13 protein-coding genes and 1 tRNA gene are annotated in these 15563 nt (G+C 54.4%); all 14 read right to left on the bottom strand.

Annotation, left to right across the window (positions count from 1 at the left end):
• Positions 1 to 110 (bottom strand): GTP-binding protein (locus tag G411_RS22000; RefSeq protein ID WP_211218377.1); only part of this gene is annotated, 110 nt, incomplete at its 3' end.
• 30 nt (positions 111 to 140) lie between these two features.
• Positions 141 to 2249 (bottom strand): elongation factor G, encoded by a 2109-nt coding sequence (fusA, locus tag G411_RS0118740; protein ID WP_022960721.1) that lies wholly within the window; start codon positions 2247 to 2249, stop codon positions 141 to 143.
• Between the two features lie 33 nt (positions 2250 to 2282).
• Positions 2283 to 2753, bottom strand: coding sequence for a 30S ribosomal protein S7 (gene rpsG / locus G411_RS0118735; RefSeq protein WP_022960720.1), 471 nt, complete (start codon positions 2751 to 2753; stop codon positions 2283 to 2285).
• A gap of 87 nt (positions 2754 to 2840) precedes the next feature.
• Entirely contained in the window at positions 2841 to 3215 is a 375-nt protein-coding gene (rpsL, locus tag G411_RS0118730) for a 30S ribosomal protein S12 (protein WP_022960719.1), read from the bottom strand.
• Between the two features lie 136 nt (positions 3216 to 3351).
• Positions 3352 to 7563 carry a DNA-directed RNA polymerase subunit beta' gene (rpoC, locus tag G411_RS0118725; RefSeq protein WP_022960718.1) on the bottom strand — a complete coding sequence of 1404 codons (4212 nt, stop codon included), beginning with the start codon at positions 7561 to 7563 and terminating at the stop codon, positions 3352 to 3354.
• An 80-nt stretch (positions 7564 to 7643) separates the two neighbouring features.
• Entirely contained in the window at positions 7644 to 11720 is a 4077-nt protein-coding gene (rpoB, locus tag G411_RS0118720) for a DNA-directed RNA polymerase subunit beta (RefSeq protein WP_022960717.1), read from the bottom strand.
• A 182-nt stretch (positions 11721 to 11902) separates the two neighbouring features.
• On the bottom strand, positions 11903 to 12280 hold the full coding sequence (gene rplL / locus G411_RS0118715; RefSeq protein WP_022960716.1) for a 50S ribosomal protein L7/L12: 378 nt from the start codon (positions 12278 to 12280) through the stop codon (positions 11903 to 11905).
• A 57-nt stretch (positions 12281 to 12337) separates the two neighbouring features.
• Positions 12338 to 12865, bottom strand: coding sequence for a 50S ribosomal protein L10 (gene rplJ, locus G411_RS0118710; protein ID WP_022960715.1), 528 nt, complete (start codon positions 12863 to 12865; stop codon positions 12338 to 12340).
• A 276-nt stretch (positions 12866 to 13141) separates the two neighbouring features.
• The gene (gene rplA / locus G411_RS0118705) at positions 13142 to 13840 is read right to left on the bottom strand and encodes a 50S ribosomal protein L1 (protein ID WP_022960714.1); all 699 of its coding nucleotides are present in this window, start codon (positions 13838 to 13840) and stop codon (positions 13142 to 13144) included.
• Position 13841: 1 nt separating this feature from the next.
• A complete protein-coding gene (gene rplK / locus G411_RS0118700) occupies positions 13842 to 14273 on the bottom strand; it encodes a 50S ribosomal protein L11 (protein WP_022960713.1) in 432 nt (143 codons plus the stop codon).
• Positions 14274 to 14373: 100 nt separating this feature from the next.
• A complete protein-coding gene (gene nusG, locus G411_RS0118695; RefSeq protein WP_022960712.1) occupies positions 14374 to 14904 on the bottom strand; it encodes a transcription termination/antitermination protein NusG in 531 nt (176 codons plus the stop codon).
• Between the two features lie 10 nt (positions 14905 to 14914).
• The gene (secE, locus tag G411_RS0118690) at positions 14915 to 15280 is read right to left on the bottom strand and encodes a preprotein translocase subunit SecE (protein ID WP_022960711.1); all 366 of its coding nucleotides are present in this window, start codon (positions 15278 to 15280) and stop codon (positions 14915 to 14917) included.
• Positions 15281 to 15349: 69 nt separating this feature from the next.
• A tRNA-Trp gene (locus G411_RS0118685) sits at positions 15350 to 15425 on the bottom strand.
• Between the two features lie 43 nt (positions 15426 to 15468).
• Positions 15469 to 15563, bottom strand: a 95-nt coding sequence (locus G411_RS21995) for an EF-Tu C-terminal domain-related protein (protein WP_022960710.1), incomplete at its 5' end; no start/stop codon positions are given.

Below are 15563 nucleotides of genomic sequence, written 5' to 3'. Positions count from 1 at the left end.
GCACAGACACGAGTCAGTGCTGCGGTCAGAGTGGTTTTACCATGGTCAACGTGACCGATGGTGCCCACGTTGACGTGGGGCTTACTACGTTCAAATTTTTCCTTTGCCACGATTATTTCCTCGTTCTAAAGTTTGGGTAATCAGCCCTGATTTTTCGAAATAATTTCGTCTGCGATGTTCTTCGGCGCCTCGGAGTACTTCTCAAACTCCATGGTGAAGGTCGCACGACCCTGGGTCGCACTACGCAGGTCTGTCGCATAACCGAACATTTCCGCCAGCGGTACTTCAGCATTGACGACCTTACCGGATACGCTTTCTTCCATACCCAGGATAATGCCGCGACGACGATTGAGATCGCCAACCACATCACCCATATTCTCTTCGGGCGTTACAATTTCCACGCTCATGATCGGCTCAAGCAACACCGCACCACCCTGTTGGGCAAGCTTTTTGGTTGCCATAGAGGCCGCCACTTTAAACGCCATCTCGTTTGAGTCAACGTCGTGGAAGGAGCCGTCGTACAACGTCGCCTTCAACCCCAGCAGCGGATAACCCGCCAGCACCCCATTTTGCATCTGCTCTTCGATGCCTTTCTGAACCGCGGGGATGTATTCCTTCGGAACCACACCACCAACAACCTCGTTCACAAACTCAAGGCCCTCAGCATTGGCATCTTCGCCCGGCTCAAACCGCACCCAGACGTGACCGTACTGACCGCGACCACCGGACTGACGAACAAACTTGCCTTCTATTTCGCAGTTATTGCGAATGGCTTCTCGATAGGCCACCTGAGGCTTACCGATATTGGCCTCAACACTGAATTCCCGACGCATCCGATCAACGATGATATCGAGGTGCAATTCCCCCATACCCGAGATAATCGTCTGCCCAGTTTCTTCATCTGTCTTCACACGGAACGACGGATCTTCCTGAGCAAGCTTGCCCAGCGCAATCCCCATTTTCTCTTGGTCCGCTTTCGACCGAGGCTCAACCGCCACAGAGATTACGGGCTCAGGGAATTCCATGCGCTCAAGCACGATGATGTTGTCCGGGTCGCACAAGGTGTCACCCGTCGTCACATCTTTCAGGCCTATGGCCGCAGCGATATCGCCCGCAAGAACTTCTTTGATTTCCTGACGATCATTAGAGTGCATCTGCACCATACGACCGACGCGCTCTTTCTTTCCCTTTACCGAGTTCAGCACAGCCGTGCCGCTCTCCAGCTTGCCGGAATAAACACGGAAGAACGTCAGCGTACCAACAAACGGGTCGGTAGCTATTTTGAACGCCAACGCTGCAAACGGGGCATCGTCATCAGCTTCACGGGTCGCCACGGTTTCCGCCGCGTCATCCAACACACCCTCAATCGCCTTAACTTCGCGCGGCGACGGCATATACTCAATAACGGCATCCAAAACCGCCTGCACACCCTTATTCTTAAAGGCAGAGCCACCGAACACAGGAATAATTTCATTGGCCAGCGTGCGCGCACGAATACCAGCTTTGATTTCTTCCTCGCTCAACTCACCTTCTTCGAGGTATTTGTCCATCAGCTCTTCATTAGCTTCGGCAGCCGCCTCAACCATGTACTCACGCATCTCTTCACAGAGATCCTGCAAGTCAGAAGGAACATCCTCGTAGGTAAAGGTCATCCCCTGGTCTTCTTCATTCCAGATGATGGCCTTCATTTTTACCAGATCGACAACGCCTCGGAACTCATCCTCAGAACCAATCGTCATCTGCATGGGCACAGCATTGGCGCCCAGGCGTTCACGCAGTTGACTGACCACTCTTTCGAAGTTTGCGCCAGCGCGGTCCATCTTGTTTACAAACACCATTCTGGGGACTTCGTATTTATTCGCCTGACGCCAGACCGTTTCAGTCTGAGGCTGAACACCCGAAGAACCACACAACACCACGATAGCGCCATCAAGCACCCGCAGGGAACGCTCAACTTCGACAGTGAAGTCTACGTGCCCCGGTGTATCGATGATGTTGACGCGGTGCTGCTCGAACTGTTGCTGCATTCCCGCCCAAAAGCACGTCGTCGCAGCAGACGTGATGGTAATACCACGCTCCTGCTCCTGCTCCATCCAGTCCATGGTCGCTGCGCCATCATGCACTTCACCAATTTTGTGCGACAGTCCTGTATAGAACAGAATTCGCTCAGAAGTGGTGGTTTTTCCTGCATCCACGTGGGCACAAATACCTATGTTCCGGTAACGCGCGATGGGAGTCTTACGAGCCACAATGCATTCCCCAAATTAAAGGTAAATGGACGTTTAGAAACGGAAGTGCGAGAAGGCCTTGTTGGCTTCGGCCATGCGGTGCACGTCTTCGCGCTTCTTCACTGCAGAGCCCTTGCCCTGAGAAGCATCGATAATCTCACCAGCAAGACGCTGACGCATGGACTTTTCACCACGGCCACGAGAGAAATCTACCAGCCAGCGCATTGCCAGAGCCGTACGGCGACTCGGACGTACTTCTACTGGCACCTGATAAGTGGCACCACCTACACGACGGGATTTTACTTCCACCATCGGCGCAATATTTTCCAGCGCCTCGTCGAATACTTCGATAGGATCTTTGCTCAAACGCTCCTGCACCAGGTCCAGAGCTCCATAGACAATGCGCTCTGCAACCGATTTCTTACCGCTGACCATAACGTGGTTCATAAACTTGGCCAGAGTGAGGTTTCCGAATTTAGGATCCGGCAGGATTTCACGCTTGGCGGCAACGCGTCTTCTTGGCATAACTTTTCTCTCTCTTCAGGGTAATCCAAGCAACAGTCGCAAAACGCGAGGGCCCGGCCTTACTCAAATCAAATTAACGTCCGGCAATTACGCCTTGGGACGCTTGGCACCGTACTTAGAACGGCCTTGCTTACGGTTAGCAACACCCGAGGTGTCGAGGCTACCGCGCACAGTGTGGTAACGCACACCGGGAAGGTCTTTAACACGACCACCGCGAATCAGCACAACGCTGTGCTCTTGCAGGTTGTGGCCTTCACCACCGATGTAGGAAGAAACTTCGTAACCGTTGGTCAGACGTACACGGCACACTTTACGAAGCGCTGAGTTCGGCTTCTTCGGCGTGGTGGTGTAAACGCGAGTACAAACGCCACGACGCTGAGGACAGGCCTGCAGAGCAGGTACGTCACTTTTAGCGGCCTTGCGCTTTCTCGGCTGACGAACCAGTTGGTTAATCGTTGCCATTTGCTAGGACTCCAGATACTAAAGGCCAGCACCACATGTGCTGACCAACCGATTGCCAACAGGTGTCGACAATGTAAAAAAAGCGGAGCGCGAATTCTAAAGACGCGCTCCGCTTCCGTCAAGTCGCCGATGGCGCTCAGCCTTGGTCGCTGAGAGCCTCCGACAGTGCTGCTTCGATCTCTTGCGCCGAAACCGTACTGCTGGATTCTTCGCGCTTGAGCTTGCGATCGCGGTGGTAGGCCAAGCCGGTTCCCGCAGGAATAAGGCGCCCTACAACCACGTTTTCTTTCAGGCCACGCAGGTAATCGCGCTTGCCGGTCACCGCCGCTTCGGTCAGGACACGCGTCGTCTCCTGGAACGAGGCTGCCGAAATGAAAGATTCGGTAGCCAGCGAGGCTTTGGTGATACCCAGCAGCTCACGCTCGAAGCTCGCAGGCACTTTATCCTCGGTATGCAGGCGCTCGTTTTCTTCAGCAACGCGAACATACTCGACTTGCTCACCCTTGATGAAGGACGAATCACCGGATGTCAGGATGTTGACCTTACGCAGCATCTGGCGGCAGATAACCTCGATGTGCTTATCGTTGATCTTAACGCCCTGCAGACGGTAAACGTCCTGGATTTCGTTGACGATGTATTTCGCCAGCTCTTCCACGCCCTTCAAACGGAGGATATCGTGCGGGCTGAGCGGGCCTTCAGAAACGATCTCACCCTTCTCAACCTGCTCACCTTCGAAGACAGTCAGTTGACGCCACTTCGGAATCAGCACTTCGTAGTGATCGCTGCCATCGGCCAGCGGCTTGCCATCGGCCGGAGTGATAATCAGGCGGCGCTTGCCCTTGGTTTCTTTACCAAAGGAAACCGTACCGCTGATTTCCGCCAGAATAGCCGGCTCTTTCGGCTTACGCGCCTCAAACAAGTCGGCAACACGCGGCAGACCACCGGTGATGTCACGCGTTTTCGAACTTTCCTGCGGAATTTTCGCAATCACGTCACCGACCTTAACTTGGGCACCGTCTTCCAAGCTGACGATCGCGTATTCACTCAAGAAGTAGTGGGCAGGAACGTTTGTGCCCGCCAGACAAAGCTCTTCACCATTGGTATCAACCAGCGTTACCGCCGGGCGCATATCTTTACCGGCCGCCGGACGCTCAGACTGCTCCATTACCGAAATACTGCTCAGACCGGTCAGCTCATCCGTCTGGCGCTTAACGGTAATACCCTCTTCCATGCCGGACATCTTAACGATACCCGCCACTTCCGTGATGATGGGGTGAGTGTGAGGGTCCCAGCTCGCAACGATGTCGCCAGCATTCACGTCAGCGCGGTCGGCAACTTTAATTACGGCACCATAAGGCAGCTTGTAGCGCTCACGCTCACGACCGCTCTTGTCAGTAATCGCCAGTTCACCGGAACGGCTTACCGCCACCAGGCTGCCATCTTCGCGCTCAACATACTTGAGGTTGTGCAGACGCGCTTTACCGTCCTGCTTAACCTGAATATTGTCGACAGCCGTTGCCCGAGATGCCGCACCACCGATGTGGAAGGTACGCATGGTCAGCTGGGTACCGGGCTCACCGATGGACTGTGCAGCGATAACGCCGACAGATTCACCGCGGTTAACGAGGTGACCACGCGCCAGGTCGCGGCCGTAACACATAGAGCAGACACCGTGCTTGGTATCACAGGTAATCGGCGAGCGAACTTCGATCTCGTCGATACCCATTTCCTCTAGGGCAATAACGCCTTTTTCGTCCAGCATGACACCGGCTTCAACCGCAACATCATCAGTGCCAGGGATGAAAACGTCCTTGGCCACGATACGGCCCAGCACGCGATCGCCCAGCGATTCGATAATGTCACCACCTTCGATAACCGGGGTCATCAGCAGGCCCTGGTCGGTGCCACAGTCGTCCTCAGTGATCACCAGGTCCTGGGCCACGTCGACCAGACGGCGCGTCAGGTAACCCGAGTTAGCTGTCTTCAGTGCGGTATCGGCCAGACCTTTACGCGCACCGTGAGTCGAGATGAAGTACTGCAGTACGTTCAGACCTTCCCGGAAGTTCGCCGTAATCGGCGTTTCGATGATCGAGCCATCGGGCTTGGCCATCAGGCCCCGCATACCAGCTAACTGACGAATCTGCGCCGGTGAACCCCGGGCGCCTGAGTCGGCATAGATATAAACGGAGTTGAACGAGTCCTGCTGCTCTTCTTCGCCATCGCGGTTGATGACAGGCTCTTTCGACAGGCCTTCCATCATCGACTTGGAAACCAGGTCGTTGGCGCGAGACCAGATATCGATCACTTTGTTGTACTTCTCACCCTGGGTTACCAGACCGGACGCATACTGCTTCTCGATCTCCACCACTTCCGCGTCAGCAGCGGCAACAATGCGCGCCTTCGCTTCGGGGATTTCAAAGTCGTTTACACCAATTGAGCTGCCCGAACGGGTCGAGTACTCAAAACCGGTGTACATCAATTGGTCGCCGAGAATAACCGTCGCCTTCAAGCCTACTTGGCGGTAGCACTCGTTCAGCAGGCGCGAAATCGCTTTTTTGGTCATCGACTGGTTTACCAGGTCGAAAGGCAGACCATCGGGGACGATACGCCACAGCACAACACGACCCACAGTAGTGTCCACAATGCTGCGTACCGAGGTGCGCTCACCGTCTTCGTCGACACTGACCTGAGTCAGGCGGCACTTAATGCGCGCTTGCAGATGCACCTTGCCACCGGCATAGGCGCGCTGTACTTCCTGCGGGCTAGAGAAGGTCATGCCTTCACCCAGCGCATTAACACGGTCACGCGTCATCCAATACAAGCCCAATACCACGTCTTGAGACGGTACGATAATCGGCTCACCGTTGGCAGGAGACAGGATGTTGTTGGTGGACATCATCAACGCACGCGCTTCAAGCTGTGCTTCCAGCGTCAGCGGCACGTGTACTGCCATCTGGTCACCGTCGAAGTCAGCGTTGTAAGCAGCACATACCAGCGGGTGAAGCTGGATCGCTTTACCTTCGATCAGCACCGGCTCAAACGCCTGGATACCCAGACGGTGCAGAGTGGGCGCACGGTTCAGCAGTACGGGGTGCTCGCGGATAACTTCAGCAAGGATGTCCCACACTTCCGGCGGCTCACGCTCAACCATTTTCTTGGCGGCTTTAATTGTGGTTGCCAGGCCGCGGGCTTCCAGCTTGCCAAAGATAAAGGGCTTGAACAGCTCCAGCGCCATTTTCTTGGGCAGACCACACTGGTGCAAACGCAGGGTCGGACCCACCACGATAACGGAACGGCCGGAGTAGTCGACACGCTTACCCAGCAGGTTCTGACGGAAGCGGCCCTGCTTACCCTTGATCATGTCAGCCAGCGACTTCAGCGGGCGTTTGTTTGAGCCGGTGATGGCACGACCGCGACGGCCGTTATCCAACAAGGCATCAACCGATTCCTGCAGCATGCGCTTTTCGTTGCGCACGATGATGTCAGGGGCGTTAAGGTCCAGCAGACGCTTCAGACGGTTGTTGCGGTTGATAACACGGCGATACAAGTCGTTCAGATCAGACGTCGCAAAACGGCCGCCATCCAGTGGCACCAGCGGACGCAAGTCCGGCGGCAGCACTGGCAGCACTTGCAGGATCATCCACTCAGGCTTGTTGCCCGAGTCGGCCAGCGCTTCAATAAGCTTGAGCCGCTTGGACAGCTTCTTGATCTTAGTTTCTGAGTTGGTCGCAGGAATTTCTTCACGCAGACGCTCGATCTCATCGTGCATATCCAGCTCGGTGAGCAGGTGCATAATAGCTTCAGCGCCCATTTTGGCAGTGAAGTCATCACCAAACTCTTCCATCGCTTCGAAGTATTGCTCGTCGCTCAGCAGCTGCCCTTTCTCAAGGGTGGTCATGCCGGGGTCAGTCACAACATAGGATTCGAAGTACAGGATTCGCTCGATATCGCGCAGAGTCATGTCCAGCAACAAGCCGATACGGCTCGGCAGCGACTTCAGGAACCAGATGTGAGCAACCGGGCTGGCCAGCTCGATGTGGCCCATGCGCTCGCGGCGCACTTTCGCCAGGGCAACTTCAACGCCACACTTTTCACAGATAACACCGCGGTGCTTAAGGCGTTTGTATTTGCCACACAGACACTCGTAGTCTTTCACTGGACCAAAAATCTTGGCACAGAACAGACCGTCGCGCTCGGGCTTAAAAGTACGGTAGTTGATGGTTTCCGGTTTTTTAACTTCACCGAAAGACCAGGAGCGGATCAGCTCAGGCGATGCCAGGCCAATGCGAATTGAGTCAAACTCTTCGCTCTGCTGTCCCTGCTTAAGTAAATTCAATAAGTCTTTCAAGGCCGTTCCTCCGCAAGGGGTTTAATCTAGGCGCCCACACATCCGAAGACGGGGCGCCCCTTGCCAATCGTTGTTGATGCTTATTCAGAATCCAGTTCGATGTTGATACCCAACGAGCGGATCTCTTTGACCAGTACGTTGAAGGACTCGGGCATGCCCGGCTCCATCCGCTGATCACCATCAACGATGTTTTTGTACATCTTGGTGCGACCGTTAACGTCGTCCGACTTAACAGTGAGCATTTCCTGCAAGGTGTATGCGGCGCCGTAAGCTTCCAGTGCCCAGACTTCCATCTCACCGAAGCGCTGACCACCGAACTGCGCCTTACCACCCAGCGGCTGCTGAGTAACCAGGCTGTAAGAACCGGTGGAACGCGCATGCATTTTGTCGTCGACCAAGTGGTTCAGCTTGAGCATGTACATGTAGCCCACGGTAACCGGACGATCAAATTCCATACCGGTACGGCCGTCGAACAATTTCAGCTGACCGCTGTCAGGCAGGTCGGCCAACTTCAGCAGGTTTTTGATTTCGCCTTCATTGGCACCATCAAACACTTGCGTGGCCATCGGCACACCACCACGGAGGTTGCCAGCCAGCTCAACGATTTGCTGGTCGCTGAAGCTGTCCAAGTCTTCCGCGCGACCCGCGCCATCGTTATAGACCTTGCCAAGGAACTCACGCATCTCAGCGACTTTGCGCTGTTCGCGAAGCATTTCATCAATCTTGTTACCCAGGCCTTTGGCCGCCAGGCCAAGGTGAGTTTCAAGAATCTGCCCAACGTTCATCCGGGACGGTACGCCCAGTGGGTTGAGAACGATATCGACCGGCTCGCCTTTTTCATCAAAGGGCATATCCTCAACCGGCATAATGACCGAGATAACCCCTTTGTTACCGTGACGACCCGCCATCTTGTCACCCGGCTGGATGCGGCGCTTGATCGCCAGATACACCTTAACGATTTTCAGCACACCCGGTGCCAGATCGTCGCCGGTGGTCAGCTTGCGTTTCTTGTCTTCAAAGCGCTCTTCCAGCGTTTTGCGATGCTCCGCCAACTGTTTGTCAGCATCTTCCAGAGCAGCATTAATAGGCTCGTCAGCCAGACGCAGTTTGAACCAGTCGTCTTTCTTCAGCCCGTCAAGAACAGCGGAGGTCAGCTCATCGTTCTTCTTCAAGCCAGGGCCACTAAGAACTTTCTGGCCTTCGAGCTGGTGACGCAGGCGCGCAAAAGTCGCCTCTTCAACAATGCGGTATTCCTCGTTCAGATCCTTGCGGAACTGGTCGAGCTGCATTTTTTCAATTTCCAGCGCGCGCTTGTCTTTTTCCAGACCGTCACGGGTGAAAACCTGTACGTCGATCACCGTACCCTTGGTGCTGGAAGGCACACGCAGGGAGGTGTCTTTGACGTCTGAGGCTTTCTCACCAAAGATCGCACGCAGCAGTTTCTCTTCCGGCGTCAGCTGAGTCTCGCCTTTGGGCGTGACTTTACCGACCAGGATGTCACCGGGGCCAACTTCCGCACCGATGTAGACAATACCGGACTCGTCCAGGTTGGCCAGCGCACCCTCACCCACGTTCGGGATATCCGACGAAATTTCCTCGGGCCCAAGCTTGGTATCACGGGCGATACAGGTCAGCTCTTGGATATGAATAGTAGTGAAGCGGTCTTCTTTTACAACACGCTCAGACACCAGGATGGAGTCCTCGAAGTTGTAACCGTTCCAAGGCATGAACGCGATGCGCATGTTCTGACCCAACGCCAGCTCACCCAGATCAACCGAGGGGCCGTCAGCCAGAATATCACCACGATGCACCGCATCACCTTCGCGCACAATCGGACGCTGGTTAATGCAGGTGTTCTGGTTCGAGCGGGTGTACTTGGTCAGGTTGTAGATGTCCACCGGAGGCTGACCAGGCTGCACTTCGTCGTTGTCGACGCGAACAACAATGCGCGAGGAATCCACGCTGTCGATCACACCGCCACGGCGAGCGACCACACAAACACCGGAGTCAGACGCCACATAGCGCTCAAAACCAGTACCAACCAATGGCTTATCTGCTTTCAGCGTCGGCACAGCCTGACGTTGCATGTTCGAGCCCATCAATGCACGGTTCGCATCATCGTGCTCGAGGAAGGGGATCAACGACGCCGCCACGGAGACCACCTGCTTGGGCGACACATCCATGTAGGTCACTTTTTCCGGCGGCATAACGGTAAATTCGTTCATGTGCCGTACTGCAACCATTTCGTCGGTCAGCTCGCCCTTGTCATTCATCGCCGCGGAAGCCTGAGCGATCACCTGCTCGGCCTCGTTGATAGCCGACAGGTACTCGATTTCATCGGTAACCTTGCCATCGATGACTTTTCGGTAGGGGCTTTCCAGGAAGCCATACTCGTTGGTGCGCGCATAGGTTGCCAGCGAGTTGATCAGACCGATGTTCGGACCTTCAGGTGTTTCGATAGGACAAACGCGACCGTAGTGAGTCGGGTGTACGTCCCGTACCTCAAAGCCTGCACGCTCGCGAGTCAGACCACCGGGACCAAGCGCAGAAACACGGCGCTTGTGAGTAATCTCCGACAGCGGGTTGTTCTGGTCCATAAACTGTGACAGCTGCGAAGAGCCAAAGAACTCTTTTACGGCTGCCGCAACCGGCTTGGCGTTAATCAGGTCCTGAGGCATCAGGCCCTCGCTTTCCGCCATGGACAAGCGCTCTTTAACTGCGCGCTCAACACGAACCAGACCTACGCGGAATTGGTTCTCAGCCATTTCACCCACAGAGCGAATACGGCGGTTACCCAGGTGGTCAATATCGTCTACCACCCCTTTACCGTTACGAATGTCGACCAGCGTTTTCAGCACAGCGACAATGTCGTCTTTATCCAGCGTACCGGGGCCAACAATCTCTTCACGGCCAAGACGACGGTTGAACTTCATACGACCGACAGCAGACAGGTCGTAACGCTCGGCAGAGAAGAACAAGTTCTGGAACAGGTTTTCCGCTGACTCTTTAGTCGGCGGCTCACCGGGGCGCATCATGCGATAGATTTCAACCAGGGCTTCCAGCTCTGAGTTCGTTGGATCAGTGCGCAGGGTATCGCTGACGAAGGGACCGCAATCCAGTTCGTTGGTGTACAAGGTCTCAATTTCAGACACACCTGATTCCTGGAGCTTTTCAATCATCTCCAGCGTAATTTCAGCGTTACAGGCGTAGAGGATTTCGCCTGTTTTCGTGTCAACAACATCCTTCGCCAGTGCACGGCCGACCAGATACTCGACAGGCACTACCAGCTCCTTCAGCTTGGATTTTTCCAACTGACGGATGTGGCGCGCAGTAATACGGCGACCGGTTTCCACAATCACTTCGCCGTCTTTGCCACAAATATCGAAGGTGGCGACTTCACCGCGCAGACGCTCAGGAATCAGCTCAATGCTGAAAGTCCCTTCTTTGGACACTTTGAAGGTGTTGACGTCGTAGAAAACATCCAGAATTTCTTCCGCGCTCATACCCAGAGCACGCAGAAGGATCGTTGCCGGGAGCTTGCGACGACGGTCGATACGGACGTAAACAAGGTCCTTGGGGTCGAACTCGAAGTCCAACCATGAACCACGGTAGGGAATGACCCGCGCAGAGTACAACAGCTTGCCCGATGAGTGGGTCTTGCCGCGGTCGTGATCGAAGAATACGCCTGGGGAGCGATGCAGCTGGGATACGATCACGCGCTCGGTACCATTGATGACGAAGGTACCGTTTTCTGTCATCAGGGGGATTTCCCCCATGTAGACTTCCTGCTCTTTGATATCTTTGATGCTTTTATTGGCAGAATCTTTATCGTAAATGATCAAGCGCACTTTGACGCGCAGTGGCACAGAGAACGTCACACCACGCAGCTGACACTCATTCACGTCAAACGCCGGAGCACCAAGCACGTAGTCCACGTACTCCAGCGCCGCGTTTCCTGAATAACTTACGATTGGGAAGATGGATTTAAATGCGGCGTGAAGTCCATGTTCACCGCGTTCAGCAGCCGGAATCCCTTGCTGCGTAAATTTCTTGTAGGAATCTAACTGAATCGCAAGGAGGTAGGGCACGTCCATGACGTGTGGCAACTTGCCAAAATCCTTGCGGATACGTTTTTTCTCAGTGTACGAGTAAGCCATCAGTACTCCCCAGCATCATTACCTGACCCCTGCGCAACTGGCGCCGGCATCGTTTGCGCAACGGTCTTGCCGTCGCTGACCAGAGCCAATGCCCCGGCCGAATGTCTCAAACAGCAAAAGGCCGGCGGGATAAACCCACCAGCCTCGCTTGAGATCGACCTGCTAACAGGTCTATCAGCAACTTACTTGAGCTCGACAGAGGCGCCGGCTTCTTCCAGTTGCTTTTTAGCTTCTTCTGCGTCTTCTTTAGAAACACCTTCTTTAACAGTTGAAGGCGCACCGTCAACCATTTCTTTGGCTTCTTTCAGACCCAGGCCAGTGATGGCACGAACGGCTTTGATGACGTTAACTTTCTTGTCACCAGCGCCAGCCAGCACTACGTCGAACTCGGTTTGCTCAGCAGCAGCAGCGCCACCTTCAGCAGCAGCAACCGGGGCAGCAGCAACAGCAGCCGCGGCAGTTACGCCGAACTTCTCTTCCATTGCTTCGATGAGTTCAACAACTTCCATTACGCTCATTTCAGCGATTGCGTTGAGGATATCGTCTTTAGACAGAGCCATTTTCAACTCCCTACTGTGTCAAATGTAAAAAAATAAAAAACGTTAACTAGGCTGCGATTAAGCAGCTTCTTTCTGATCGCGAACCGCGGCCAATGTACGAACCAGCTTGCCGGGAACTTCGTTCATGGTCTGTACCAGCTTGGTCGCCGGCGCCAGCATTACGCTCATCAACATAGACAGAGCCTGCTCGCGCGTTGGCAGTTTCGCCAGCACATCCAATTGTTCCGCACCCATCAGCTGGCCACTTACCGCCAGTGCTTTCACTTCAAAGTCTTCATGCTCTTTAGCGAAGTCTTTGAAGATACGCGCCGCTGCGCCCGGGTCTTCCATCGAGAATGCCAACAGAGAGGGGCCTTTAAAGGCCTCTTCTGCGCACTCGAATTCAGTGCCCTTCAACGCGATTTTCGCCAGGGTGTTGCGCACAACACGCAGATCAACCTGGGATTCCCGCGCCAGCTTGCGGAGCTCAGTCATTTCGCCTACCGTACACCCACGGGCGTCGGCAATAACCAATGACAGTGCACTCGCGGCAGTCTCGTTAACATCAGCAACAATCGCTTTCTTGTCTTCGAGTCTTAATGCCACTTGGATAACTCCTGGATTTGTCAGTTACTTACCGTAGACCGCCTACCGAAGCAGGCAACCGTTCATGTGGTGAACAAATCCAATCCACCATCTGCGTAGGCCGGTGCCGGTAACGCTGCCAAAGCAACACACCTATTAAGAGAACCCACTCTTACGAGCTTCAACTCACCTACGGTCTTTGATGGTCTTTGTCTTTTGACACAGTAGGTCGCTTGTCAAAGACCACAAAGTCTTGCCGATTACTCGGCTGCCGGGCCAATAGACCCGGCGATAAACTTACTTAGCCGCCAGGCTGCTTTGATCAATCACCAGCCCTGGACCCATGGTCGAAGACAGCGTGATTTTTTTCAGGTAGACGCCTTTAGCGGATGCGGGCTTGGCCTTCTTCAGGTCAGCCAGCAGCGCTTCCAGATTCTCCTGCAGCGCGGACGTTTCAAACTTGATGCTGCCGATAGCGCCGTGGATGATACCGTTTTTGTCCGTACGGTAACGAACCTGACCAGCCTTAGCATTCTTAACGGCCGTTTCCACATCGGGAGTCACGGTGCCCGTTTTCGGGTTAGGCATAAGACCACGGGGACCCAGTACCTGACCGAGCTGACCCACAACGCGCATCGCATCGGGTGATGCAACAACGACGTCAAAGTCCATCATGCCGCCTTTAACTTGTTCAGCCAGATCTTCCATGCCGACAAAATCTGCACCGGCAGCTTTGGCTTTCTCAGCATTTTCACCTTGAGTGAACACAGCAACACGCACGTCTTTGCCAGTACCGTTAGGCAGAGTGGTTGCACCGCGAACCGCTTGATCAGATTTACGCGCATCAACACCCAGATTAACTGCGACATCAACGGCTTCAGCGAACTTAACAGTAGACAGTTCTTTCAGCAGAGCAACAGCTTCTTCCATGCTGTACTGCTTACCGGGAACCACTTTTTCGCGGATTGCTTTTTGACGCTTGCTCAATTTGGCCATGTTACACACCCTCCACTTCGATGCCGGCGGCGCGGGCGCTACCAGCAATAGTGCGCACCGCTGCATCCATATCGGCTGCAGTCAGATCTGGCATTTTCAGCGTTGCAATTTCTTCGAGCTGGGCACGGGTCACCTTGCCCACCTTTTTGGTATTCGGGGTACCAGAACCACTCTTAACACCTGCTGCTTTCTTCAGCAGGAATGACGCCGGCGGAGTCTTGGTGGTAAAGGTGAAGCTGCGATCGGAGTAAACGGTGATCACAACCGGAATCGGCATACCGTTTTCCATGCTCTGAGTCTGAGCATTAAACGCCTTACAGAATTCCATGATGTTAACGCCGTGCTGACCCAGAGCTGGACCAACCGGGGGGCTTGGGTTGGCGCCGCCAGCGGGCACCTGAAGCTTGATATAAGCTTGAATTTTCTTAGCCATTGTTTTCTCCTCGTGGGTATTAACGCCTCAAAGCCTTTCGACCCGTCAACGGCTCCCCGTTTATTTCACCCAGCGTCGACACAAGCCGACCCAGGCGACCTCAGGTCTTTTCTACCTGACCGAAATCCAGCTCGACCGGCGTAGAACGACCAAAAATCAGCACCGCCACATGCAGACGGTTCTTTTCATAATTAACTTCCTCAACAACACCATTAAAGTCGTTGAAGGGACCATCGATAACACGGACCATTTCGCCCGGCTCGAACAAGGTTTTGGGCTTGGGCTTTTCGCCGCTCTCAACACGCTGAAGAATGGCATCAGCTTCTTTTTGCGTAATCGGCGCGGGCTTGTCTGCCTTGCCGCCAATAAAGCCCATGACACGCGGCGTCTCTTTTACCAAGTGCCAGGTATCATCATCCAGCTCCATCTCGATCAAGACGTAACCGGGGAAAAACTTACGCTCGCTTTTACGCTTTTGTCCGCCGCGCATTTCCACGACTTCTTCAGTGGGCACCAACACCTCACCAAAACGCTCTTGCAAACCAGACAACTCAATGCGCTCTTTCAGCGCAGAGGCCACTTTCTTTTCGAAGCCGGAATAGGCGTGAACTACATACCAACGTTTAGCCATGATTTCGCCCTCAACCTATTACCATTGAGGCCAACCAGCCCAAAAGGCTATCCAACCCCCAGAGAATCAGCGCCGCCACAACCACAAACGCCACAACAATCAATGTGGTCTGTGTACCTTCTTGGCGAGTGGGCCATACAACCTTGCGAATCTCGTTACGCGCACCTTTCACCAACGAGAAAAAGGCCGCTCCACGGCTGGTTTGCGCAGCAACAAAACCGGCGGCAACAGCCAGCACCAGCAAGGCGATAACGCGATACAACAGCGACTCATCAGAGAAGTACATGTTGCCGCCAACACCTACCGCGACCAGCAGGGCAACAACGACCCACTTCAGCCCATCGAGGCGACTTTGCTCTTCAGCCTTCGCTACCATCTTGTGACCGCATCCTTTTTACTAAGCGCAAAACACCACTTCGTCTTCACGAAGCGGTGTCCGCGTAAGTGGCAGGCCAGGAGGGACTCGAACCCCCAACAGCCGGTTTTGGAGACCGGTGCTCTACCAATTGAACTACTGGCCTACAAGCGCCGCCTTTCGACGACGTTTACTCTTAAAGCCTCAGCTTACTCTACGATTTTTGCAACCACGCCGGCGCCGACAGTACGGCCACCTTCACGGATTGCAAAACGCAGACCTTCTTCCATCGCGATCGGCGCAA

It is taken from the genome of Spongiibacter tropicus DSM 19543 (assembly GCF_000420325.1).
GTDB lineage: Bacteria > Pseudomonadota > Gammaproteobacteria > Pseudomonadales > Spongiibacteraceae > Spongiibacter > Spongiibacter tropicus.
This window is presented reverse-complemented; position numbering and strand designations above follow the sequence as displayed.